We start from the raw sequence: 23,257 nt of genomic DNA, 5'->3' as shown, positions 1-23,257 counted from the left end.
TTAAGTTTGGACTGCAAACTTGTCGGGAGCAATGCCATGATTTACCCAAGTAATCGCCTCCTCTGCACTCGTCATCTCTAGTGGAACGCGCAGAATATGAATATGCCCAGTCGATGGACAAGTCATCTTGAGTAAAATCATCGGCTCTCGCTCTAATAATTCTAGAATATTGATTTTGAGCAAGGTATATTCTCTCCAAATATCGAGAGTAATCGCATATAATACCTCACAAGTTTTCTCGTACCCTATTTGAGCAATTAATCTCTGTCTAATCGCAGCATTTTCTTCATCCAATAACCACTTAGGATTCCATTCACTCAACTTAGTCCAAATTCAAGTGAAGGGTATCGATCGATGCCCCTTGCAAATAATTTTCAATCCGCTACATATCGCCAACCTTCGGGCGAGTATTCGCGTTGGATGCGGATTTCCCAATCGCCTTGGGGGATAGTTACCTCTGCATGTTCCTCGTGGGTGAGAACGGCAGTTGGGGATAAAACTTTGAGATATAATACGCCATCACGCTCGAATAATTCGGCTTCACCATTGCTAATTCGGTGGCGGTGTCCGGTAACTTCACCTTCAGCTAAAGTCAGGTGCGGAAGCTTGGTACCTGTGGCAGATGTGTCGCTCGGAATAATGAGGACATCGCCTTGTCTGAGAATGGGATTCATAGATTTTTTACCTCTAATTACGTGCTGTATTTATCCTACCCAATTCGATCGATAACATGACAGTAGATTGTATCGATCGATTACTGCAAAATAGATTTGTCGATCGATCTACGAGCGTCCCGAATTTAGATTTATGAGCTTAATTCTCGTCCAATGTCCGAGCGTAATTTCATCGCCAGACGCGATCGAAATATCTGCCATCACGGCAATTTCTTTGCCATTTACCAGCGTCCCATTTGACGAACCGATGTCCCTAAGTATGAGGGTGCCATCGGGATGGAGGGTAAGAATCGCATGGCGAGAAGAAACGGCATCATCCAAATCTAGGGGAATTTCAGGATGAATCGCCCGCGCGATGCTAGTCCTGCCGATGAGATTGGTAGGCTGGGTTAACTCAATGACGATCGGTTCCTGTGCGGGGGCTGGTGGGCTGTCAGGGGTCGCTAAACTGGGATCGATCGAGATAATCACCTGCCATTGACTGACTGCGTTAGGGGCGGGATTTGTGACCTGAGCGGATGGATGGGGTGGCTGTGTCGGTGCGGTAGCTGTAGTATTAATTCCCGATCGAATCGGCGGTGGAAAAATAGATAAAGGATCGCCACCCTTGGCACCAGTCAAGAAGTTAAAACCACAAATCTCACAAAAGTTACCGCTATCTACCTCATGCGGAGTACTACATTCGGGGCAAGACTGGACGGCTACCGATTGGTTAATAGTTGCGGCGGTTTTGTGGGTGGGATTTGAGACGACTTCGGCAATCCCCATTCCAGTAATTTTTGCCCCACATTCAGAACAAAAATCTGATTCCGTTGAATTATGGCCTTTGGGACAAGTGTACATGGTTAGGCTTTAGGCTTTAGGTGTTAGATATTAGGTGTTAGGAAGTGGAGATCGTGTTGCCAAAGGTGATACTTCACTCATGAGCCTTTAAATGGCGTTAAGAGAACTCAATCGATGCAGTATTTAAACCTAAAGCCCAAAGCCTAAAGCCTAATACCTACTTCTGAATTCTAGCCGTTTTGGTCGATCGAGTTTCGAGCATCATTTCGTCTTCTTTGGCGACGGTGCGCTTGATGCGGACGGTACCTGCTGCGGCGTCTTCGACATCGACGACAGAGCGGAGGAGTTTGGCGGTGGCTTCGTTGCCAGAATCGTAGGCGAGTTTGACGGCTTTGCCGAGCTTGACTGTCGCTATTTCGATATTACCTTGCGCTCTGGCTTCTAAGCCTTCTTGGATCGATTGCGCGAGTTCGGCTTGTCCGGTATAGTGAGCAACGCGGCGATCGATTTTAGCGGTTTTGGCTTCATCTTCGGTCCAGGTGGCGAGGATTTTGGCTTCGGTAATTTTGGTTTCGACGCCGTTGGTTTGGGTTATCAGACTCGCTCTACCCGCCAACATTTCGTCGCCGACATTCCCCGCGTTAATTTGGATGCAGAAATGGTAATCGCGCGATTCATTACTTCCCCACGCACCCGTCGGGTATTCGACAATTCGTTCGCTGACGACTTTGGCGCGACTGGTGACATCGACGATTTCGGGACTGACTTGCTTGCAAAATAACACCTTTGCACCCATCGGCGTCCACAACCTTAGACTGACATCGCTGACGGTTTTACCCATCGCTTTAGTCAGAATTGCTTGGAAATCATCGGCAATGCGCTCTGGTGATGAGATAATATCTGTCGTACCTAACAGTCTGGTGGCAATTTTCTGTAATTCAGCGACGCGCCAATCCGTTCCGACGCCGCGACAGTCGCACTGAAATTTACCTTCAGATGCGTCCAAAACTCGCACTAAATCTTGCTCGTCATTAGGATCGTTTTGTCCGTCGGTAAGTAATAAAGCTTGGCAAATTGCTTGGGGCATTTTATTGAATTCACCCAAAGCTGTATGCAACCAAGTAGACATCAATGTCCCGCCGCCAGCAGCAATTTCTTTTACCTGCGCGACGGCGCGGAGTTTATTTTCAGGGACGGCGTTGACGAGCGGTACTAGTAATTTCGATCGACTAGATCCGGTGACGACAAAAAATGCCGCATCTGTAGGGAGAAGATTGATAATTTTGACGATCGCATCTTTAGCTGCAATCATCTTAGCTCCACCCATCGATCCAGATGTATCGCAAATAATCCCAAATAAGCGTTGGCTATTACTCGGTGCGGCGACGGTAGCATCATCATTGCTACTAGTCGCGATTGTCACGATCGCGTTTACTTGTGTGGCACCTTGCGGCAAGTAAGGATTTTGGAAGACTTCTGCGGTGAACATTAGGGGATAGGGGGTAGGGGATAGGTTTTAGGCTTTAGGTTTTAGGTTTTAGGCTTTAGGCTTTAGGCTTTAGGCTTTAGGTTTTAGGCTTTAGGTTTTAGGCTTTAGGTTTTAGGTTTTAGGCTTTAGGAGAAAGGGGATAGGGGATAGGGGATAGGAAATAGAAGACATAGGTTAGCACCGATAAGCTAATCCGGAAAATCCAGTAAATCCTCAAATCCTGATACAGACAAAGGTTAATACCGATAAGCTAATCCTGAAAATCCTGATACATAATTGGGACTAGAACTGACTAATTATGCGAAAGTTTCGCGATCGAGGAAAAGATTTCGACCATTAGCTCAGACCGGAGCGGTGTGTAGATTAGAATTTAATTGAGCGATAGCTTTCATCGACGATCTTACGCCAAACTCAAGTGTATGTCCGATCGAGAATCGACAATTGTAGACTTTACGGTAGCTGGTGAAGCTGGATACCAGCAAATTTTCGACCGACCTCCATTACTGAGTAGCATTTCTGCACAACTAGACGGGTTGCTCGTTGCCTATGACTATTTTCCACCAGGCGCGACACCAAATATTTTAGCCAAACAGCATGGTTTGGGTATTTTTATCGATTTACCAGCTCCAGTTACAGCCGAACGCTGGATCGATGGTAAATTGCGACGCGAAGTAGTCAGGCGCGGCGATGCAGTCATCGTTCCTGCCGATACTTGGCATTATGCCGAGTGGAATCGGGGTGGCGGTGCCATTGTCGTCGGCTTGGAACCGAAAGTCATACGTGATACGCTCAATCTAACTCTAGAGCGCGATCGATTGGAATTGATTCCCCACTTTGCGACTACAGATCCCACGATCGATCGAATTGGAATATCGCTCAAACACGCGCTCGAACATCCCGGTAGTCTGAGTCGGCTTTATGCCGAATCGATGCTCGACGCGCTGATGATGCACCTGTTACAGCATTATTCCGTCCAAAAATATGCACTGCCTACTTATCATAGTGGCTTGGCTCCAACTCAACTCGAACAAATTGTAGACTATATCGATACCTATCTCGATCGCGATCTGAGCCTACACGAACTGGCGCAAATCGTCCAATTGAGTCCGCACTATTTTTCGCAACTGTTCAAACAATCCACCGGATTTTCGCCCCATCAGTATATTTTGAGATGTCGGATCGATCGCGGGAAAAAATTGTTACGCCAAGGTGGATCGAGCATCGCACAAGTGGCTAAAACGATCGGATTTACAGACCAAAGTCATTTTCATCGGCATTTCAAACGGTTGGAAGGCATTACGCCAAAAGCATTTGTCAGACAAGCTTTTTAAAAGCGATGAGCATCAAGCGCGACTCATAATTTTTATCGCTCCAAAATGACATCATTTTGGTGTGATTGTAATTAGCAAAAAAATTAGTGGCCATTACCCACCCATCGGTAACTTGCATTTAACTACGATCGATTACTTACGATCTTAGCATCGCAGAATATCCAAAAAATCGGACGAACGTACAAGACGGGGTTGGCACGATCGCGATATACAGAATGAAGATCGCGATTTTAGGAGATAGCAGCTATGGCACAGCTCGAAACCAAGACAGAGCCGATGGTACTTAATATGGGGCCGCATCACCCCTCCATGCACGGTTGTTTTCGGATTATCGTGACATTAGATGGCGAAGATGTCGTCGATTGCGAACCCGTTATCGGTTATCTACATCGAGGAATGGAAAAGATTGCCGAAAATCGCACCACTCTGATGTACGTCCCCTACGTCAGTCGTTGGGACTATGCCGCTGGAATGTTTAATGAAGCCGTGACTGTCAATGCGGTGGAGAAGTTAGCAAATATCTCGGTACCGAAACGGGCTAGTTATATTCGGATGATAATGCTCGAACTCAACCGGATTGCCAACCATTTGTTGTGGTTGGGGCCATTTATGTTAGATGTCGGTGCGGGGACGCCCTTGTTCTATATTTTCCGCGAACGGGAGATGATTTACGATCTGTGGGAAGCCGCGACGGGCTATCGGATGGTAAATAATAACTACTTCCGCGTGGGTGGGGTAGCGGTAGATTTACCCCACGGCTGGCTGGCTAAATGTGCGGATTTCTGCAATTATTTCGCGCCCAAAGTTGATGAGTACGAACGCTTAATTACTGACAATCCGATCTTTCGCCGTCGCGTGGAAGGGGTGGGGACGATTAGTCGCGAGATGGCGATTAATTGGGGCTTATCGGGGCCGATGTTACGCGCTTCTGGCGTCAAGTGGGATTTACGCAAAGTCGATAACTACGAGCGATACGATGAGTTAGATTGGGATATTCAATCAGAGACGGCGGGCGATTGTCTGGCACGTTATTTCGTGCGAATTCGCGAAATGCGAGAATCGGTGAAGATTCTCCTGCAAGCGATCGATCGCATCCCTGGCGGTGCTTACGAAGATCTCGAAGCCAAACGTCTCGCCGCAGGGCCAAAATCCGAGTGGGACGGGATGGATTACCAGTACATTAGCAAGAAGATTGCCCCCACCTTCAAAATCCCTTCAGGCGAACGTTACGTGCGCGTGGAGAGTGGTAAAGGCGAGTTGGGGATATTTATCATCGGCGACGACAATACCTTCCCCTGGCGGTGGAAAATCCGCTCTGCCGATTTTAATAATCTCTCAATTCTGCCCTATTTACTCAAAGGGGTCAAAGTCGCCGATATCGTGGTGATTCTGGGGAGTATCGATATTATTATGGGTTCGGTCGATCGGTGAATTAGGGGATAGTGGATAGTGGATAGTGGATAGTGGAGATTAATATATTGCAGAAACAGGAGATCTTCCCTCAACCGAGCAACGTCAAAATCCGAAAATAGTTACTCGATCGCCAGAATACCGACGGTAATATTATCCTGACCGCCTTGTTGATTGGCATAGCTGACGAGATGACGGACGATCGAGAGCGGATCGGGTGCTGGCGATTGCGCGAGCGTATGGTAAAGGTAGGCGGGATCTGGCGCATAATTCCACAAGCCATCGGTACACAGGAGCAGATAACCATTGCTAGGGATAGCGAAAGTCGTGAGATTGGGCACCCCATCGTCAGCGGTATCTGCACCCAGCCAGCGGACGATCGCGTGGGCGTAGGGAGATGCTTCGGCTTCGGCGGCGGTATACATACCCGACTCGATCGCATCGCGCATCCAGGAGTCATCTTGCGTGAGCTGGAGCGATTTTTCGGGCACGAGCCAATAGGCGCGACTGTCACCCAACCAGCCAATTGTGGCAATATTATCGCGGACGATCGCGGTAACGATCGTCGTTGAGGAGGGATCGATCGATGATGAAGGATCGATCGGGATTTTGGAAACAGCTTGAAGTGCTGCTTGGACGCCAATTTCGATCGCGTTATCTGGCTGTGCGCGATCGCCATTGAGGGCGATTGCGATTGCTTCAATACAGGCAGTTACAGCAGCTCTAGAGGCGAGTTCGGGATGTTGAGAACTAGATACGCCGTCACAGAGGACAAAAATATATGTGTCGGGATCGAGAATTTTGAGGGCGATCGCATCTTCATTTTGATGGTGTCTGCGTCCGCGATCGCTAGCTCCTGCAAAATTAGCAGCGAAATCGAGTTCGATGCGATCGTTCGAGATTGCCACTTGACGAAATCCACATTCTATGCAATATCTGTCGTTATCGATTTTGCTTGGTGGCGCACCGCATTTCTGACAACCATTGTCGCTCGACTGGAGACTGGGGTTCGTCGTCAGACTTGCCCCGCATTCTTCACAAAAACGATCCGTTAACGCGATCGTGCCCCCACATTGATGACAGTTCATAGCTATTCAGTCGCGAGCTTCACATCAATTTTACAGGAGACTGGAGGACTGGGTGACTGGGTAACTGGAAGCCAGCCTAAAGCCTAAAGCTCACATCTTGCACCAATACGAAAAGACTAGTGCTTAGTATAGACCCAGGGTACCCACAAGCGGCGTTTTTATTCGGGGGTTCCCCCCGAATAAAAAAACGACAAGACAGGGGCACCCCTACAGATTAATTGCGTAGGGGTGCCCCTGTCTTGACGCACACAAACGGGAGGGAACCTCCCGTTCGTTGGCGGAGCCTTCCCGAAGGGAGCTGCGTCGCTTGTGGGTACCCGACTATCTGTACTAAGCACTAGTAGTCTACAGCGTAAATAAGGTTACTATTTCGGGAGACTCGGAGACTGGGAGAAAGAAACGGTACCCTCATTTTCGCTGCTTAATACTAGTATATTTAAACTGGTGCAAGATGTGAGCAAGCCTAAAACCTAAAACCTAAAGCCTAAAGCCTAAAGCCTAAAGCCTAAAGCCTAAAGCCTAAAGCCTAAAGCCTAAAGCCTAAAGCCTAAAGCCTAAAGCCTAAAGCCTAAAGCCTAAAGCCTAAAGCCTAAAGCCTAAAGCCTAAAGCCTAAAGCCTAAAGCCTACTTCCCTTCCCCCGATTTAATACTCCGAGATTCCAGCCAGAGGGGGATAGTAATAAACCCGATCGCGATTAATAGAGCTAAGATGGCGAATTTACTCACCCACTCTAGCAACTGTTCGAGCGAGACTACTTTACCGACAACAAAGGCTAGCGTTGTCATCACACTCGCCCAAGTCACAGCACCAGCTAAGTTCACAGCCATAAATCTACCTAAAGGCATCTCGACTACACCTGCCATCGGACTCGAAAAAATCCGCAAAATGGCAATAAATCGCCCGAAGAAGACGGCTTTAACAGCATTGTCACTAAATTTGGTCTTCATCTCTTCTAGCTGAATCTCTTGAACGCGGAACACTTTCGCGATCGCAACGATTAGTTTCCAACCACCAGATTTACCGATGAAGTAACCGCAGATACCGCCCAAGAAAGCTCCCATCGCCGCACATGCAAGGACGATCCAATAATTTAGTTCGCCACTCCCAGCCAAAAAACCACCCACGATCGTGATGGTTTCACCAGGTAACGGAATCCCCAAATTTTCTAACAGAATGCCTACGAAGACAGCGAGATATCCGTATTGACTTGCCAGTGCTTGGATTGTCTCTAATGATAGGAATTCCATTTATACCTGAAGGGATAAAACTTTACAATTCTATAATAACTGAGGATTCGAGATTAGGAGATGTCAATTCGATCGCAATCTTGGCAGGAGATCTATAGCAGCGAAGCCGCGTCCAAACAGAACTAATTTAGGGATTGCTGTTAGCAAACTGTCGGCTGATGGGCATACTAAATTAGAGCCTATCTAGAATACTACCGATTGTTAGCCGCCCCATGGGCGAGTTCAGGACAGATCTCTGGTGTGAGATTGAGTAGTTTTGCATTTATATCGACAATCCCAACCAATTTATTAAAATGTCAACTCCAATCTCCAGCCGTCCCCAATTAGGGGAATTTATCAGTATTGTTTGCTTCAAATCAGTAATTACTGGCATGGAAGAAGCTCTTGGCGAGAAAGCAACAGCGATCTCGTTGATTGCGGCTGGGCGCACGCGGGGCAAAAACTTAGTTCAATCCCTGGGCTTATCCAACTCTAGTGCAGATTTTAGTACTATTGCCGAGCTGTTAAATCGGGCAGTTGGTAGTGAGGGTACGCGTTTAACTGCTGTCGATAAAATCGTCCAAGTAGGTGATGTCGTGCGGGTATATTGCTCGGAAACCGTCTGTACTGCTAACGAACCGCAAGGTTCCGATCGCAAATGTACTTTTACCATGGGTGCTATTTGGGGTGCCTTGAGTGAAATTACAGGTAAAAAGTTACGCGGCATTCATACCGAATCCATCTTGCGTGGTGGCACTCATGATGTGTTTGAATTCACCACTTTTGAGTAATCGAGATCGCACCCATATATCTGGCTGTGGCTCTATGTTGAAAGGACGCTCTGCTGAAAGTTTCTAGCTGCAATTGCCCTTGTCAACTGGATCGGATCGTTCGAGCGGCTAAATTTGGAGATATCTAAATGTCCCTGACTGGTTATTTATCAGAGTATTCTTTGCCTGAGATTTTTAATTTCGTCCGCGAAGGTAGCAAAACGGGATTGTTATCGATCGAATCAGATCGGTGCTTGAGTCGATCGCTAGACAATTCTTACTACATTTCATTTCAAACCGGACGGATCGTGTCTGTCAGCAATGGGCACGGATTGCAGGATCTCGGCTTGCTCAAGATGATGGAGCAACGACGCTGGCTTACCTCGGAGCAACTTACTGGATTATCAATTAATGCCCATAAACTCGGACAACCATTAGGTACCTATCTCAAATCTTGTAACGTACTCGATGCCGAACAATTGCGATTGCTGTTTGACTCACAAGTAGTTGCTAGGATCTGCAAACTGTTTGGGGAAACTCACTACGGACAGTTTAACTTCGATCCTCTCGCACCGCTCATCTATACTGAAATGACTGGAATTAGTCTGACAGCACAGGATGTCTGCTTGCGGGGACTGAGAATGCTTCGGGATTGGAATGATTTAACAGCCAAATTACCCGCCCCCGAATCTGCACTCCACCGAGTCTGCGAAACACCGACAGATCTACGACTCGATAGTCAAGAGTCCAAAGTTTGGCAATTGGCGGTAGGTGAGATCTCGATCGCGCAGATCGCCCAACGATTGGGGTTAGAAATCGATCGAGTCAGACAGATTAGTTTCCGGCTGTGTGCGATCGGGTTATTACAAGAAGTTTCGCCACCCGAGATTCGGCACAGCCGACCCTACACGAACGAGTTAGCTGGCGGCGATCCATCGCCGTCCGATCCCGTTGACGATCGGCTAGCAACTACACCCGTATCTGCTTCATTTTTGAGTAAACTGATGGGTTTTCTGAAGAAAAAGGAGTAATCGATCGTTTAATTTATCCCGATCGAACGACGATCCGATAGTAATACCTTTTAGCTTAGCACCTTCTCCTTTTCCGGTCCCGAACTGACGTTAGTTAGGGTCTTTTTTGTCAGTTGAAAATGACAAGTAAATAAATAAATTTTATAGCCGATTTCGTTCGTAGACATCTATCTTCGATCGCGATCGGCTATAAAACTTACAGATTGGTGTTAGAAATGGTTTTTTTGCGGGAATACTGAGGTTGAAGCTAGTTTGAAACAACCTAATATTTTTATGCTAACTGGTTATCATCCGGTAAATTTAGTTGTTCGGATTTAGCAAAGTCGATCCATTATCTATCATCTCAAACAGATTTATTTAATATGTCAGACACACTTACCACTCGTCCAACTTTAGGTCAATTCAGTAGCATTGTTTGTTTCAAAGCGGTTATCACTGGCATGGAAGAAGCTCTAGGCGAAAAAGCAACTGCGATCGCCTTAATTGCTGCTGGACGCGAACGCGGTAAAAAATTAGCTAAAGAGTTGGGTTTGTCCGGTGCTACCCAAGATTTAGCGACGATCGCCGCCAAGTTAGATGAAGCAATTGGTGCTAATGGTACCCACCTAACTGCTGTTAATAAAATCGTCGAAGAAGGCGATCTTATTAAAGTTTATTGCTCGGAAACTGTCTGCTCTGCGGGCGAACCTCAAGGTTCCAATCGTAAATGTACTTTCACTATGGGTGCTGTTTGGGGTGCATTAAGCGAAATCACTGGCCGGAAATTACGCGGGATTCATACCGAATCTGTCTTGCGCGGTGGTACTTACGACGTGTTTGAATTCACGTCTCTCTAGTCAATCTCGATCGGTATTAAATTATCAACCTAACTACATTAATTACTTAGAGGATATTATGGGCGCAAGTAAAATCGGTGGAATTTTACAGAATTTTGTTTCGGGTACTGCGGATGTTCAAGGTGCAGCCTTAGTATCCCACGATGGCTTACCGCTAGCATCTAGCCTACCTAGCGCAATGGACGAAGAACGTACTTCGGCAATGTCTGCGGCAATGCTCTCGCTCGGCGAACGAATCGGTAAAGAATTATCCCGTGGTAGCGTCGAAAAAATCATGGTTGAAGGTGCTGATGGTTATGGTATTCTCATCGGCTGCGGTGAAGATGCTGTCTTCTTAGTCTTGGCAAATCAGTCTGCTAAGCAAGGACTTTTGATGCTAGATATCAAACGTGCAGTTACCGAAATTAAAGCTGCACTGAACTAGTTATCGCTACATCGATCGCGACATCATAACAAATCGATTTGAGTTGCCATGTTAGTTGCTAAGTCTCCTGCCATTTGCAGATCTCCTGCATTTTTTGGAGGCGCGATCGGGCGATCGTCTCCACAGCAACTAGCAGCAACCGTTCTTGAGTAAACAACTTATTTAAGTAAGTGAAAGTACTGAGCTTTTCGATCGTAAATTAGTCGCAGTTTAATACTGCGACGATCGCCCAAATTTCAATTAACTTAACTTTACATATTTGATACATAGTGTAATATTACTGGGTATACTTTAATTGGTAGTACTCTGTTTTTTTAAAATAGATCTTTGCCGATTCTTATTTATTATGTTGGAGATATAAATGTCCCTAGCTGGCTATTTATCAGAATATTCATTAGCCGAAATCTTCCATTTCGTGCAAGAGGGTAATAAATCGGGCTTACTCTCGATCGAACCAGAGCGTGGAGCGATTCGATCGCACAGCGATACTTATTACATCTCATTTCAGGGCGGGCGAATTATGTCTGTTGCCAACAGTACTGGAGCCGAACATCTTGGGTTGCTCAAAATGATGGAGCAACGACGGTGGCTGACACCAGAAAAAACTGCTCAATTAGAAGCTCAGTCACACTTACTCCGTCAGCCCTTAGGTACTTATCTCAAATCTACAAGTTTGATAAATACCGAGCAGTTGACATTGGCATTTAACTCGCAAGTCATTGCTACTACCTGCAAGTTATTTGAAATCCATCATGGACGGTTTAAATTCGATCCTCATGCACCTCTAAATTATGTTCAGATGACTGGATTGAGTTTGGATGCCAAAGAAGTCGCGTTGCTAGCCATGAGAATGTTAAAGGACTGGAGCGGCTTAAGTGCCAAATTACCCGACCCAGAATCCGCACTGCAACGACTATTCTCCGAACCAAATGGCTTGCGGCTCGATAGCCAGGAATTTAGAGTCTGGAACTTATGTTTAGGCGAGTTGGCAATTTCCAAAATTGCTAAAAAAGTAGGATTAGAGATCGCTACAGTCCAACAGATCGGCTTTCGCCTAAGTTCGATCGGGTTGGTACAAGAAGTCTCCGCAGAGCCAATTCAACCCGATCGCCAAGAAATGGAAGCTCTAACCCCAGTCTGCGTGGGCGGTGGGAATGCTACCGTTCCTGTCTCGACTTCGTTTCTAAGTAATTTAATGGGCTTTCTGAAGAAAAAGGGTTAGACAAATCATGGAAATTATGAATCTAGTTGTCACAGGTACAGTAGGGGCGGGTAAAACCACCTTTATTCGGTCTGTGAGTGAGATTGAAGTTGTGGATACCGACAGACGCGCTACTGATGAAGTGGCCGCTCTCAAACAAAATACCACCGTTGCCATGGATTTTGGAACTCTTCAATTTGGCGAAGAGATGGCATTACATATTTATGGGACTCCCGGTCAGACTCGGTTTGACTTTATGTGGGAGATTTTGATCGAGCGCGCTCATGCTTATGTGTTATTGATTGCCGCTCACCGACCGAGTGAGTTTCATCACGCACGGCGAATTATGAATTTTATGAATCGGCGGGCGCAGATCCCGATGATTATCGGCATCACCCATAGCGATTGTGAAGGGGCGTGGAGTAGTGAAGATATTGCCCTAGCATTGGGTTACCAAGATATTACCCAACAACCGCCGATCGTACTAGTAAATGCAGTCGATGGCGAATCGGTCGCGATCGCACTGATTTCATTAGTAGAGCATTATATGCAAACCATGGCGGCTGCGGCTACGGTCGGTAACTAAATAAATTCAATCTCACAAATAGTAGAAGATTACTGACTTCCTGAATGGTAATCTTCTACTATTTTTATTAGCTAAATATTTACAGCTTTAAGGTTATGCCATTTCGGACAGATCTATTATATTAAATGTGCGATCGAGCTTACCTTTTCTGGAGATTAGATCGGATTTGCAATAATGATGGGAAGCGACACGCCTCGATCGAGAGATTCCGCAATGTCAGACTCGATCGCTCGTAATTATCAGCCGAGAAATGGGAGGAGAATCAACTAAAGTCAGGGATCGATCTCAACTGCTATAAGATCCGATCTTCGATCGAGAACGATCCACTCTTGCTTGGTAATTCGCATTTTATTTGCTTCTACCCACCTGCCTCTTTTGCGGAATGCGTGAGGAATATAGCCGACAAATCTCATTCCAGCCTTTTCTAACACCCGCTTGCTACTTTTATTCCAGAGTGCATAACTTGCTTCAACTTGAACGGCATCTAATCGATCGAAGCCAAATGATATTATCGCAATTACCGATTCAGTCATATAACCTTTTCCTTGATAAGCGGGATGCATCCAAAAGCCCAGATTCCAAATTCCTTCCCGTTTGTTTCGATTGATACCAATCCGTCCTAATAGATTATCTGAATCGCGATCGGCGATCGTAAAACTATAGAGTTTACCCTCTTGCCAAGCTAGCAAATTCTCTTGCAATGGCTCGTACAGATCTTCAATCCGTAGGGGTGCTTCAGAATCCATGCCAGCATGAAATCTCGGTGAAGTTGTAGCTTCAAAGATCGCGGGCAAATCCTCCATTACAGAACGGCGCAATCGACATCTAACTGTCTCGATCGTGAAATCTAGTGAAATAGTTTGTTCTAGCATTATTTAATCTTGCTATTTGGCTGCGGTGGTTTTTGCGTTGCTACATCCCCCGCTTCTGCTCCACTTTAGCCATTAAAGGCGAAAGCGATCGAGATAAAGCAGGAAAATGGAGTAGAGTCAACCAATTACAGTAGGCTCCACTCTACGATCCCGATTTCTCCTCTCAGCAGTCGGGTTTTTGTTCTGACCAAAATTGTAACCAGAAATCAGTCCCAATCTTCGCTGGCAGCAATCGATCGAATTAATCGATCGAACTACCGAGCGTACTCAGTGGCGCGATCGCTACCGCCAGTTTACTAGCGATCGCCATTTTCTACCCCGCGAACGGCTTGCCGTCTGCGACAGCAATCGCTCAAAATTCACCGCCAACATGCGAAAATCATAATTTATAAGGTACGCGGCTAGACAGCCTTCGATCGACTAAAAATAGACGTAAAAATTGACGAACCAGAGTTAAATCTGCATCCCGAAAATCAACGTCGGATTGCTCGATTATTAGCACGGGTTGTCAATCTGGGTATCAAAGTCTTAATTACAACTTATAGTGACTATATTATTAAAGAGCTAAATATATTAATCATGCTCGATCGAGATGAACCCCATCTCAAACAAATTGCTGAGGAGGAAAAATACCTAGCATCAGAGTTGCTATCGCCTGACAAAGTTAAATGTCATTATCATCAATCGGACTTAATAACCGCCATACCTGCGAACAAGAAACGACCCTTAACGATCGTTCAGATCGAATGTTGAAGATTAATTCTGCCAAATTCATTCAATTCAATTAGCTCATTGGTAGATAATATTTCGTCTTTACTCCTTAAAATGCCCGATCGTCTCATTGAATTTTACCGTACCGGACGCGATCGCTCGATCGATAAAAGCTTTGAGAAATTCATCTTTACGCTCTAATTGAAATTGTTTTTGGACGGCTTCAGCCATCCCGCCATCGCCCCACGATCGATCCTGACGGAAATATTCGATAAAACTGCGTCCGGCAATCCGCGTCAGATATGCGGCGGTAATGCCCTGAATCCCTTTACCCAGTGCGTAGGTAGTCACATTCACCGTCAGAGCTGTCGAGAGCACTTGAATCGCACCTTTGACGATACCTAAGCTAGTCAGCGTTTTGCCCAAGGAAAGTGCCAATTCTTGCGCCGCATCTTTGTTGAGATCGCAGCCGTAAATCTTGCCGATCTCGATAATCATCTGCGTATTAATTGCAGCAGTGGCGAGAAAATCGATGACGGGTAAGGGGGTGACGGTGACGACACCCGCACCGATCCATTGATAGCGATTCACGATTTGCTCGGCTTGACGGCGACGTTGAGCGTCGATTAGCTCCCGTGCTTCGGCTCCTAGCCGCTGGGATTGCAGCAAAATGTTGTCGGCGACCAAATCTTCGCCTTCAGCTCTGAGGACGGCTGCTAGGCGGCGAATCAGGGGGAAAATATCGGGGTCGGGGGTAAACATTTCGCCCGATTCCAGTCGCACTGGCTGGGGGTTAGCGGCGATCGCGATGACATCTTCAGGGGCGATCGCATTCTGGACGCGGCTTTGGAGTCGATCGACGATCTTGTCGCGATCGACTGGTGGATAAAGATCGGTTTTGTTAAAAATTAGCAGCGATCGTTTGCCGATTTCTGCCAGTCCCATTAAGGGAATATATTCTGACGATCGCAAGTCATTATCGACCACAAATAATAACAGATCGGCAGATGTGGCTAGTTCTCTTGCGATGGCTTCGCGGTGAGTACCTTCGATGCCAGCTTCCAAAATCCCAGGCGTATCTGTAAGTAAAATCTGGCGATCTAAACCTTTTAACTCTAGAGTATAAGTCTCGCCTCTAGTTGTCGTCCCCATCGCGGCTCCGACTTTGCCGACAATCCGCCCGATAATGGCGTTAATTAACGAAGTTTTGCCTGCCGAACCCGTGCCAAATACGACGACGCGGATTTGTCCCCGTGCCAAGTTTTCGGCGATTTCTCGCGACTTGGCGATCAAAGCTTGACGGGTGACTTCATCTTGGATTTGCTGGAGTTGACGATCGATCGCTTGAAGATTGGCGGTAGCAGCGGCGGTTTTTTCGACGGGAACTGTCGGTAATTGCTGGGGTTTGGTTGTCGATTTTCCCCACCAGCCTTGGAATTTGCCAAAGTAGTAAATTATAGTCACGATCGCGATCGCGATGAGGATTAAAATCCCGATCAGTAGTGGCGTCGCCAACCACGGCGTCGTCCAACTCACTTGAGTGTAGAGAGTATATAGTGAGTTAATCAGCCACAGGGCGAGCACTGCGATCGAAATTGCGCCGATGGCGATCGACCAGGAACGTGGGAAACGCATACTTTAGTGGATAGCGATCTATCTCTTATCATAGCCGAATCACTCGCAGATCTCGTTTGACTCAGTGGCAGTTTGTATGTTTGAAGACAACGATATCTAAGTATGCTACGGAGGTAGATAGTAGCGGGCTGAGGGTAAGCTAAGAAAGTTATCGTAGTGAGAATTTTTTTATGTTAGACAACCGCGACTATACTCTAATTATTGACAAGAGCGGCAGCATGTCAACCAAAGACAAACCTGGTGGTGCGAGTCGCTGGCAAATCATGCAAGAATCGGCATTAGCATTAGCAAATAAATGTGAAGAATTAGATCCAGATGGCATTACAGTTTATCTTTTTTCTGGTAAATTCAAGCGTTATAATAATGTCACTTCTGCTCAAGTTAGCACCATTTTTCAGGAAAACGATCCTTCGGGGAGAACAGACTTAGCAGCGGTATTAACTGATGCGTTTAATAATTATTTTCAGCGCAAAGCAGCCGGACAAGTCCCTGCTAATGGCGAGTTAATTCTAGTTGTCACTGATGGCGAACCAGACGATCGCAAGGCGGTAATGCACGTAATTCTCGATGCAACTCAGAAACTCGATCGAGATGAGGAACTGGCGATTTCGTTCATTCAAGTGGGGATGGATGAGGCTGCTACTAAGTTTTTAAAAATCCTCGATGACGATCTCGGTCGTGCTGGAGCTAAGTTTGATATCGTCGATACAATTACGATGAATGAGATGGAGGATCTCACGCTTAAGGAAGTGTTACTCAGCGCAATTAATGATTGAGAATTAGGGAATAGGGGATAGGGGATAGGGGATAGGGAATAGGGAATAGGGAATAGTTAATCTCAGTGTCTCCCCGTCTCCCCGTCTTCCATCCACCCATTCCTGCCAATCGAACTAAGTAGCAGGAACGCGCCAGACTTGAATTTCACCGTAACTACCAGTGGCGATCGTGCAGTTATCGGCACTAATGGCGACAGATAAAATTGGTCGCTCGCGATCGGGGAGTGTATGTAAGAGCTTACCATCGCTGAGATTCCAGATATTAACAGTGCGATCGTCACCGCCGCTGACAATTGTCTGTCCGTCAGGAGAGATGGCCACACAGCCGATCGGTTTGGAATGTCCAGTTAAGCTATTAATTAAATTTCCCGTCGCAACTTCCCAAATTTTAATCGTGCAATCGTGACTGGCACTGACGACCTTTTTCCCGTCGGGCGTAATAGCAACACCACTAATGCGTCCGCTATGTCCCAAAATAGTTTTGAGCAATCTGCCTTCTTGCAGATGCCACAGTCTCACCGTATAGTCGCTGCTACCACTGGCAATTAGTTGTGCCGCTGAGTGAGTTGCCAAGCAAGCTACATTTTGGAGATGACCTTGACATTGATGGATCAGCAGACCGTTTTGGGGCTGCCAGATTTTGATCGCGGCATCATTGCCGCCTGTGACTAGTCGTTGCCCGTCACTCGCCAGCGAGATGGCATTGACGGCAGATTTATGGTCGAGCAGTTGTGGTAATTTGACCCCAGTGGTCAGTTGCCACCACTGTACCGTTCCATCTAAGCTACCGCTGATAATAGTTTCGTTATCGGCACTCAGACACAGACCGTAAACCCAATGACTGTGGCCGAGTAAATTATGAATCAATTTACCATCCAATAGCCGCCAGACCTTGATGGCATCATCGACATGAGTGATATCCCCATGTCCGCTGACCAACCACTGACCATCGTTACTGAAGGCGAGGCTATATACCTCACTATAGTAGCCAGAGAGTTGATGGATGAGTTCGAGGCGATCGTATGCAATTTGCCGATCGACACTCGGTTCCAACATTACCATCTCTAGATCTGCTTGTCCCATCATCCCAGTGGCTTCTGCTTCAGTCCAATTTTGGGAGAGTCCGAGTAGTTCGAGGGGTTTGTCGAGTGTAATTTGGGCGAGTCGATTCCAGCTCGATGCTGGCGTGGCAATCTGTTGACAAACGATCGGCAGACAGCTAGCCGATGGCACTACTTTTTCGATCGCTTGCAGTCGTTCGCGGGCATCTCGGACTGCTAATTGGAGCGATTTACCGCTCGAAAAAGCTTTGAGGAAGAGTTTGACAAATTCTTGGGCGACCTGATCTTGGACGGCTTCGCGCAAGACGACGAGATTGGGAATTTGGAGATCGACTAGCTCGCCTGCCAGTTCTAAACCTTCACCACAATTGAGGATTAATAATTTTAACCCCCGTTGGACGGCAATCCGGATTCGATATTTAAATTCGGCAATGCTAATCGTATCGTGATGGTTGATATAGATGCGATTGTTGGGTAAGTAGCCAGAAATATAACTGCTAAAGAACAGCACGCTCCAAGATTTTTGCGTGACTAGATTTACAAAATCTTGATGGCTGGGCGCGACGACAAATTCTGACTTGGTGTAGGGTAAGGCATCTAAATATTCCTTACTGCGATCGATTTTGATCCCCTGCGCGCTAGTTAGCACCGAAAGTACCGATACTTTCAATTGCTCGTCGATTGTCGAACTCTCAGAGATGGTCGGAATTAGGGAAATATTGACTTCAGAGAGCGGATATCGATCGAGTAATGGCTGCCAGATCGAGTTCCACGGTAATTTTAGCAATGCTTTAGAACGGCTGCGCACGATCGTCTCGATTTCTAACTCAGGATCGACCGTGGTTGCCAGCCGCTCGCGGATGGTTTGAAATCCCGGCGAACCATACCACTGATGTAGATTGGCTTGCAACATTGCTCCTGCATCCAGACAGTCATTAATCCGCTCTGGTACCAAACTAACGGCCTTATTACTCAGTAAGCGATGATTTTGCGGGTCGAGTCGCCGATATCGAGACTGCCATTCTTGGTATCGCTCGTGCATTTGCACCAAATCGGGTAAAGTTACGACCGTTTGGTTCAGTAGCTGACGATTGGCTGCCAAGACGACCATCTCGACTTGCAACACGGCTCCCGATTGAATCTCTTCGACCGTAAAGATGACTTCCTTGGCCCAGACTGCTGTCGGTGAGCGACCTGTCAGTGTCGAGTTGGCACGATCTTCAGCACCAACTCCCTCGGCAGAATCGACATACAGCGGCTCCATCTCCTGACAGAGCAAATTGGCAACAGTATAGTAATTCGTACTGTGATTGAGTCTAATCACAATCCGATATAGCAAATACTTGAGTTCGACAATTGAAGCATGGCGATCTCGCAACTGTTGAATGCAGCTTTTGAACTTGACCGTACTCAGTTGTTGAGCTTCATTACTCCAATTGTTTGTACATGCACAAAATACCAGCTTTTTGATTCTGGCAATATGATTGCTTTGTTCTAGATTGTGTACGATCGCATCCAGCATCCCCTACTCCCGATTAAGACTTCCTTACCTTACCAAACGGCTTACACCGCTATTCATTTAACTATTCGAGCTACCGAGTTTTACTGCTTGGGAAGATAATGATTTTAGAAGCATTGTAAAGTTTATGTGATTAGTAGTGATTGTAGCTTGGATCTAAAATTGAAGTCTTGCGAAGGTTAGCACGACCTTTTTCCGAGAGCATCGCGGCAATACTACTAAAGTCGATCGCTAAATTATAGCCGATCGATCTAGTTACCTGTCTCGATCCTTATTGTGCCCAAATATTCTCATTCCTTATCATCAAAATATGGTAGCTAATTGCTAATAATTCAATTAGGGGATCGGCGGGGGTTTTGGATCGTGACAACTTCAACCTAGATCCTACATCAGGACGATGGTAAGCTTGAATTAGTGGGCTGTTGCAGAGGGCACCTCGTAGCCAGCTAGCTTTCGGCTCGAACAGACAGTTACGCTTTGAAGCTCGGGAGTAAATTAAACTAGATATTCAGCAGCTAAATTTCTGCAATCCCTACCTGCCACCCTCTACCCCATACCCGCTATGAAGATTGCTAAGGATATTACAGAACTAGTCGGTCGCACCCCCTTAGTCAGGCTCAATCGCATTCCCCAATCCGAAGGCTGTGTCGCAGATATTGTCGTCAAATTAGAAGGCATGAATCCCGCAGCCTCAGTTAAAGATCGCATTGGGGTCAATATGATCGAAGCTGCCGAAAAGGAAGGTTTGATTACGCCACATAAAACAGTTTTAGTCGAACCGACTTCTGGTAATACGGGAATTGCCCTAGCGATGGTGGCCGCAGCCAAAGGCTATAAATTAATTATCGCCATGCCCGAAACCATGAGTCTAGAAAGACGGGCATTATTAAAAGCCTATGGTGCCCAATTGGAACTGACACCAGGGGTTGAAGGCATGAGTGGCTGCATCCGCCGCGCCCAAGAAATTGTCGATAAAACGCCTCATGCATACATGCTCCAACAATTTCGCAATCCCGCTAATCCCCAAATTCACCGCACCACAACTGCTGAAGAAATTTGGGCCGATACCGACGGCCAAGTAGATATAGTGGTGTCAGGAGTTGGTACTGGCGGCACGATTACGGGTATCGCTGACGTCATCAAACCTCGCAAGCCAGGATTTAAAGTGATTGCTGTCGAACCCACCAACAGTCCCGTACTATCGGGCGGGCGACCGGGGCCGCATAAAATTCAAGGCATTGGCGCGGGATTTGTCCCCCAAGTCTTAAAAATAGAGGTCATCGATGAAGTAATTACCGTTACAGACCAACAATCGATCGACTACGGACGGAGATTGGCACGAGAAGAGGGTCTACTATCGGGTATTTCGTCGGGGGCTGCCCTCTGCGCCGCGATCGCCGTCGGTCGTCGTCCCGAAAATAAAGGTAAACTAATTGTCATGATTCAACCGAGTTTTGGCGAACGCTACCTAAGTACACCCCTGTTTCAAGATCTAGAACCTAGTCCGGTGTAGATGAGTAGATGGGTAATCGGTAATCGGTAGTCAACAGCGTCGCTGCCATGTTGATTGGCAAAAGACGATCGTCATCTTATCCTCTTACCCTTTCCCCTTTACTCTTTTGCCTTCTGTCTAGATGGCTCGTTAACCGCTGGGGAGACCGACGTTGGTATGGCCACTCCATTCAGCTTCTCATCTTGCTCCAGAAGGAGTTACGCGAATCTCTGCCTTCTGCCTAAAACCTAATCTTTAAAATCCAAAGCCTAAAACCTAAAACCTAAAGTCTAAAGCCTAATCCCTAGCTGATGTCAGAAACGCACTACCAAGTCCTTCAAATCTCCCCACAAGCTACCGCTGATGAGATCAAACAATCTTATCGACGATTGGCTAAAGAATTTCATCCCGATGTGAATGGCGGTCAAATAAATTCCGATCGCATTGTCAAGCTCAATGCTGCTTATGAGGTATTAGGTGACGAACGCAAGCGCAGAGAATACGATTACCTGTATGGGACAACTAAACCCATACCCCGCCAACAACAATCTACGGCACCCATACCGCGCCGTCCGCGCACGGTAGGACGCGAGTTAGATGAAGAATTAATCCTATGGTTGAATCAGGTTTATCAACCGATAAATCGGACGATCAATTGGATTATTAAACCACTGAAAACCCAAATTCAAGAACTTTCTGCCGATCCATTTGATGATGAATTAATGGCGAATTTTGAAGCATATGTTACTGAATGCCAGCAGCATCTTCAAAAGATTGAAAAAACATTTCATTCGATGCCCAATCCGTCGCTAGTTGCTGAGATTGCCGCTAACTTATATTATACAATAAATCAAGTAGCCGACGGCATTAAAGAGTTGAATTTTTACATCATGAACTATGATGAGAGATATTTATATGATGGGATCGAGATGTTTAAAATTGCCGCTCAACTTCAAAAAGAAACTAATAAGAAAGTAAAAATTTACAAGTAAATCATTACTTGCAAAGGTTGCTAAAATGAGATTTGTATAGCAAGAATTTCTTGTTTTTTGCTCGATCGAGTAGATGTGAATATTTATTAAAGATATGATAACGAGACTTAAATGGTGGGCAGTGCCCACTTTACATCTACGTCGCTAAATAAATTTACTATTGTTATTGATAACAATCGCAGTCAAAATCCAAAATCCAAAATCCAAAATGAATTCAGAATTTATATTTCATTTGGCTTTCCCGATCGAGAATATTCCAGACGCTAAAACATTTTATATCGATGGCTTAGGCTGTAAACTAGGCAGAGAAACACGTAACTCAATGATTCTAGAACTGTACGGACATCAACTAGTCGCTCATGTGACCGATCGACCCGTACCAGTCCAATCCGGAATTTATCCCCGTCATTTTGGAATTGTGTTTCCAACTTTAGCTGATTGGCAAGCGTTACTCGATCGAGCTAACTCTCGACAACTCAAATTTTATCAATCGGCAAAACATCGATTTGTAGGTGAGATTACCGAGCATCGTACCTTCTTTTTAGTCGATCCTTTCGCCAATCTCTTAGAATTCAAGTTTTATACGCATTCCGAATCGATCTTTGGCGCAACTGAATTCGATCGAATTGGTGATTTGGCAGGTTGAGATAATGCCTCCGAAATTGCCAGCAGCACGCGTCGATCGGATACCATTAATGGATGTGCGAGTACGGAAATCGATCGCTGTGTACCGATACCCAATTGCGAACTACTCGGTGGTAAGATAATTAAATCGAATGGCGTCCATAATGAAGTAAAATTCAATTCTTTTAAGCGATCGACATCGCTACTAAGATCTTGCATAAAAGTACTATTCGGACGCATCTGCATACAACCCGATTGCCTCGAAAAATTGGCAGCAATTGTCCCGTTGTGAGGACTAGAAATCGTGATAAATCTCTGCACGCGCCGCAGCCCATCCAACCGTTGCAGATAGTAACGGCTTACCAATCCGCCCATACTAAACCCTAACAGATCGATCGGTCGATCGGGGCCAAAAGTGCGATCGATCTCATCTGCTAGCTGTTGCGCGAGGATTTCGAGCCTCGTCGATCCATCGTTGGTATGCAAATCAATATCGAAAACTTCCCAGCCCAATCCGCGCAGATAGCTGGCAATTTTGCGCATCTTCACGCTGGTATCCATCAACCCATGGACGAGAAAAACTGGATTGCGGTCGCTCGTTGGCGCAATTTGACTGACATTTGAGGGCTGTACTGGCATATTGGCGAGCCGCTTGGCACTTAGGTATCGAATTCGATATTAGAACGGATAGCTAGCGTTACTCCAGAGCCAAGTGACAGTTTATT

General features: G+C 46.2%; 22 protein-coding genes and 1 pseudogene. 13 read left to right on the top strand and 10 right to left on the bottom strand.

Going from position 1 to position 23,257, the window contains the following annotated elements; genetic code table 11:
* From CHA6605_RS13470 to CHA6605_RS13455, 4 genes are all read right to left on the bottom strand, one after another.
* Nucleotides 1-321 (bottom strand): hypothetical protein, encoded by a 321-nt coding sequence (locus tag CHA6605_RS13470; protein WP_051038861.1) that lies wholly within the window; start codon nt 319-321, stop codon nt 1-3.
* A 53-nt stretch (nt 322-374) separates the two neighbouring features.
* On the bottom strand, nt 375-674 hold the full coding sequence (locus CHA6605_RS13465) for a hypothetical protein (RefSeq protein WP_015159992.1): 300 nt from the start codon (nt 672-674) through the stop codon (nt 375-377).
* A gap of 108 nt (nt 675-782) precedes the next feature.
* Nucleotides 783-1,517 (bottom strand): FHA domain-containing protein, encoded by a 735-nt coding sequence (locus CHA6605_RS13460; RefSeq protein WP_015159991.1) that lies wholly within the window; start codon nt 1,515-1,517, stop codon nt 783-785.
* A gap of 157 nt (nt 1,518-1,674) precedes the next feature.
* Entirely contained in the window at nt 1,675-2,946 is a 1,272-nt protein-coding gene (locus CHA6605_RS13455; protein WP_015159990.1) for a vWA domain-containing protein, read from the bottom strand.
* Between the two features lie 419 nt (nt 2,947-3,365).
* On the opposite strand from CHA6605_RS13455, the gene CHA6605_RS13450 reads away from it, so the two are divergent.
* Nucleotides 3,366-4,277, top strand: coding sequence for a helix-turn-helix transcriptional regulator (locus CHA6605_RS13450; RefSeq protein WP_015159989.1), 912 nt, complete (start codon nt 3,366-3,368; stop codon nt 4,275-4,277).
* Nucleotides 4,278-4,523: 246 nt separating this feature from the next.
* A complete protein-coding gene (locus CHA6605_RS13445) occupies nt 4,524-5,708 on the top strand; it encodes an NAD(P)H-quinone oxidoreductase subunit H (RefSeq protein ID WP_015159988.1) in 1,185 nt (394 codons plus the stop codon).
* Between the two features lie 101 nt (nt 5,709-5,809).
* On the opposite strand, the gene CHA6605_RS13440 is transcribed toward CHA6605_RS13445, so the two are convergent.
* Both CHA6605_RS13440 and CHA6605_RS13435 read right to left on the bottom strand, forming a co-directional pair.
* Complete coding sequence (locus tag CHA6605_RS13440) at nt 5,810-6,775, bottom strand: PP2C family protein-serine/threonine phosphatase (RefSeq protein WP_015159987.1); 966 nt, start codon at nt 6,773-6,775, stop codon at nt 5,810-5,812.
* Between the two features lie 624 nt (nt 6,776-7,399).
* The gene (locus CHA6605_RS13435) at nt 7,400-8,023 is read right to left on the bottom strand and encodes a DedA family protein (RefSeq protein WP_015159986.1); all 624 of its coding nucleotides are present in this window, start codon (nt 8,021-8,023) and stop codon (nt 7,400-7,402) included.
* Between the two features lie 293 nt (nt 8,024-8,316).
* On the opposite strand from CHA6605_RS13435, the gene CHA6605_RS13430 reads away from it, so the two are divergent.
* The 6 genes from CHA6605_RS13430 (at nt 8,317) to CHA6605_RS13405 (ending at nt 12,850) form a co-directional block, all read left to right on the top strand.
* Nucleotides 8,317-8,793 carry a hydrocarbon binding protein (contains V4R domain) gene (locus CHA6605_RS13430; RefSeq protein WP_015159985.1) on the top strand — a complete coding sequence of 159 codons (477 nt, stop codon included), beginning with the start codon at nt 8,317-8,319 and terminating at the stop codon, nt 8,791-8,793.
* Nucleotides 8,794-8,921: 128 nt separating this feature from the next.
* A complete protein-coding gene (locus CHA6605_RS13425) occupies nt 8,922-9,803 on the top strand; it encodes a DUF4388 domain-containing protein (protein ID WP_015159984.1) in 882 nt (293 codons plus the stop codon).
* Between the two features lie 362 nt (nt 9,804-10,165).
* Nucleotides 10,166-10,639: a hydrocarbon binding protein (contains V4R domain) gene (locus tag CHA6605_RS13420; protein WP_015159982.1), complete on the top strand. Its 474-nt coding sequence runs from the start codon at nt 10,166-10,168 to the stop codon at nt 10,637-10,639.
* Nucleotides 10,640-10,697: 58 nt separating this feature from the next.
* Nucleotides 10,698-11,063 (top strand): roadblock/LC7 domain-containing protein, encoded by a 366-nt coding sequence (locus tag CHA6605_RS13415; RefSeq protein WP_015159981.1) that lies wholly within the window; start codon nt 10,698-10,700, stop codon nt 11,061-11,063.
* Between the two features lie 361 nt (nt 11,064-11,424).
* On the top strand, nt 11,425-12,285 hold the full coding sequence (locus CHA6605_RS13410; RefSeq protein WP_015159980.1) for a DUF4388 domain-containing protein: 861 nt from the start codon (nt 11,425-11,427) through the stop codon (nt 12,283-12,285).
* 7 nt (nt 12,286-12,292) lie between these two features.
* Complete coding sequence (locus CHA6605_RS13405; protein WP_015159979.1) at nt 12,293-12,850, top strand: GTP-binding protein; 558 nt, start codon at nt 12,293-12,295, stop codon at nt 12,848-12,850.
* Between the two features lie 272 nt (nt 12,851-13,122).
* Here the strand turns inward: CHA6605_RS13405 and CHA6605_RS31620 are convergent, their stop codons facing one another.
* Nucleotides 13,123-13,722, bottom strand: a complete 600-nt coding sequence (locus CHA6605_RS31620; RefSeq protein WP_015159978.1) for a GNAT family N-acetyltransferase — start codon at nt 13,720-13,722, stop codon at nt 13,123-13,125.
* A gap of 438 nt (nt 13,723-14,160) precedes the next feature.
* On the opposite strand from CHA6605_RS31620, the pseudogene CHA6605_RS37290 reads away from it, so the two are divergent.
* Nucleotides 14,161-14,412, top strand: a pseudogene (locus CHA6605_RS37290) (AAA family ATPase); the annotation flags it as partial.
* A 123-nt stretch (nt 14,413-14,535) separates the two neighbouring features.
* Here CHA6605_RS37290 and CHA6605_RS13395 read toward each other — a convergent pair.
* A complete protein-coding gene (locus CHA6605_RS13395) occupies nt 14,536-16,068 on the bottom strand; it encodes a YcjF family protein (RefSeq protein WP_015159976.1) in 1,533 nt (510 codons plus the stop codon).
* 170 nt (nt 16,069-16,238) lie between these two features.
* On the opposite strand from CHA6605_RS13395, the gene CHA6605_RS13390 reads away from it, so the two are divergent.
* The gene (locus CHA6605_RS13390) at nt 16,239-16,844 is read left to right on the top strand and encodes a vWA domain-containing protein (protein ID WP_015159975.1); all 606 of its coding nucleotides are present in this window, start codon (nt 16,239-16,241) and stop codon (nt 16,842-16,844) included.
* Between the two features lie 114 nt (nt 16,845-16,958).
* Here the strand turns inward: CHA6605_RS13390 and CHA6605_RS31615 are convergent, their stop codons facing one another.
* Nucleotides 16,959-19,427 (bottom strand): WD40 repeat domain-containing protein, encoded by a 2,469-nt coding sequence (locus CHA6605_RS31615; protein ID WP_015159974.1) that lies wholly within the window; start codon nt 19,425-19,427, stop codon nt 16,959-16,961.
* 559 nt (nt 19,428-19,986) lie between these two features.
* Between CHA6605_RS31615 and cysK the strand changes: the two genes are divergently transcribed.
* The 3 genes from cysK to CHA6605_RS13370 all read left to right on the top strand — a co-directional run bounded on the left by cysK (nt 19,987) and on the right by CHA6605_RS13370 (nt 22,554).
* Nucleotides 19,987-20,937 carry a cysteine synthase A gene (gene cysK / locus CHA6605_RS13380; RefSeq protein ID WP_015159973.1) on the top strand — a complete coding sequence of 317 codons (951 nt, stop codon included), beginning with the start codon at nt 19,987-19,989 and terminating at the stop codon, nt 20,935-20,937.
* A gap of 290 nt (nt 20,938-21,227) precedes the next feature.
* Nucleotides 21,228-21,908: a J domain-containing protein gene (locus CHA6605_RS13375; RefSeq protein ID WP_015159972.1), complete on the top strand. Its 681-nt coding sequence runs from the start codon at nt 21,228-21,230 to the stop codon at nt 21,906-21,908.
* Nucleotides 21,909-22,116: 208 nt separating this feature from the next.
* Complete coding sequence (locus CHA6605_RS13370; protein ID WP_015159971.1) at nt 22,117-22,554, top strand: VOC family protein; 438 nt, start codon at nt 22,117-22,119, stop codon at nt 22,552-22,554.
* Here the strand turns inward: CHA6605_RS13370 and CHA6605_RS13365 are convergent.
* Nucleotides 22,488-23,171: an esterase/lipase family protein gene (locus CHA6605_RS13365; RefSeq protein ID WP_015159970.1), complete on the bottom strand. Its 684-nt coding sequence runs from the start codon at nt 23,169-23,171 to the stop codon at nt 22,488-22,490. The genes CHA6605_RS13370 and CHA6605_RS13365 overlap by 67 nt on opposite strands.
* Nucleotides 23,172-23,257 lie beyond the last annotated feature (86 nt).

This window comes from Chamaesiphon minutus PCC 6605 (assembly GCF_000317145.1).
In the GTDB taxonomy this organism is placed as follows: Bacteria; Cyanobacteriota; Cyanobacteriia; order Cyanobacteriales; family Chamaesiphonaceae; genus Chamaesiphon; species Chamaesiphon minutus.
Note: the sequence above shows the minus strand (reverse complement) of the source record. Positions and strands in the feature narration are given on the sequence as shown.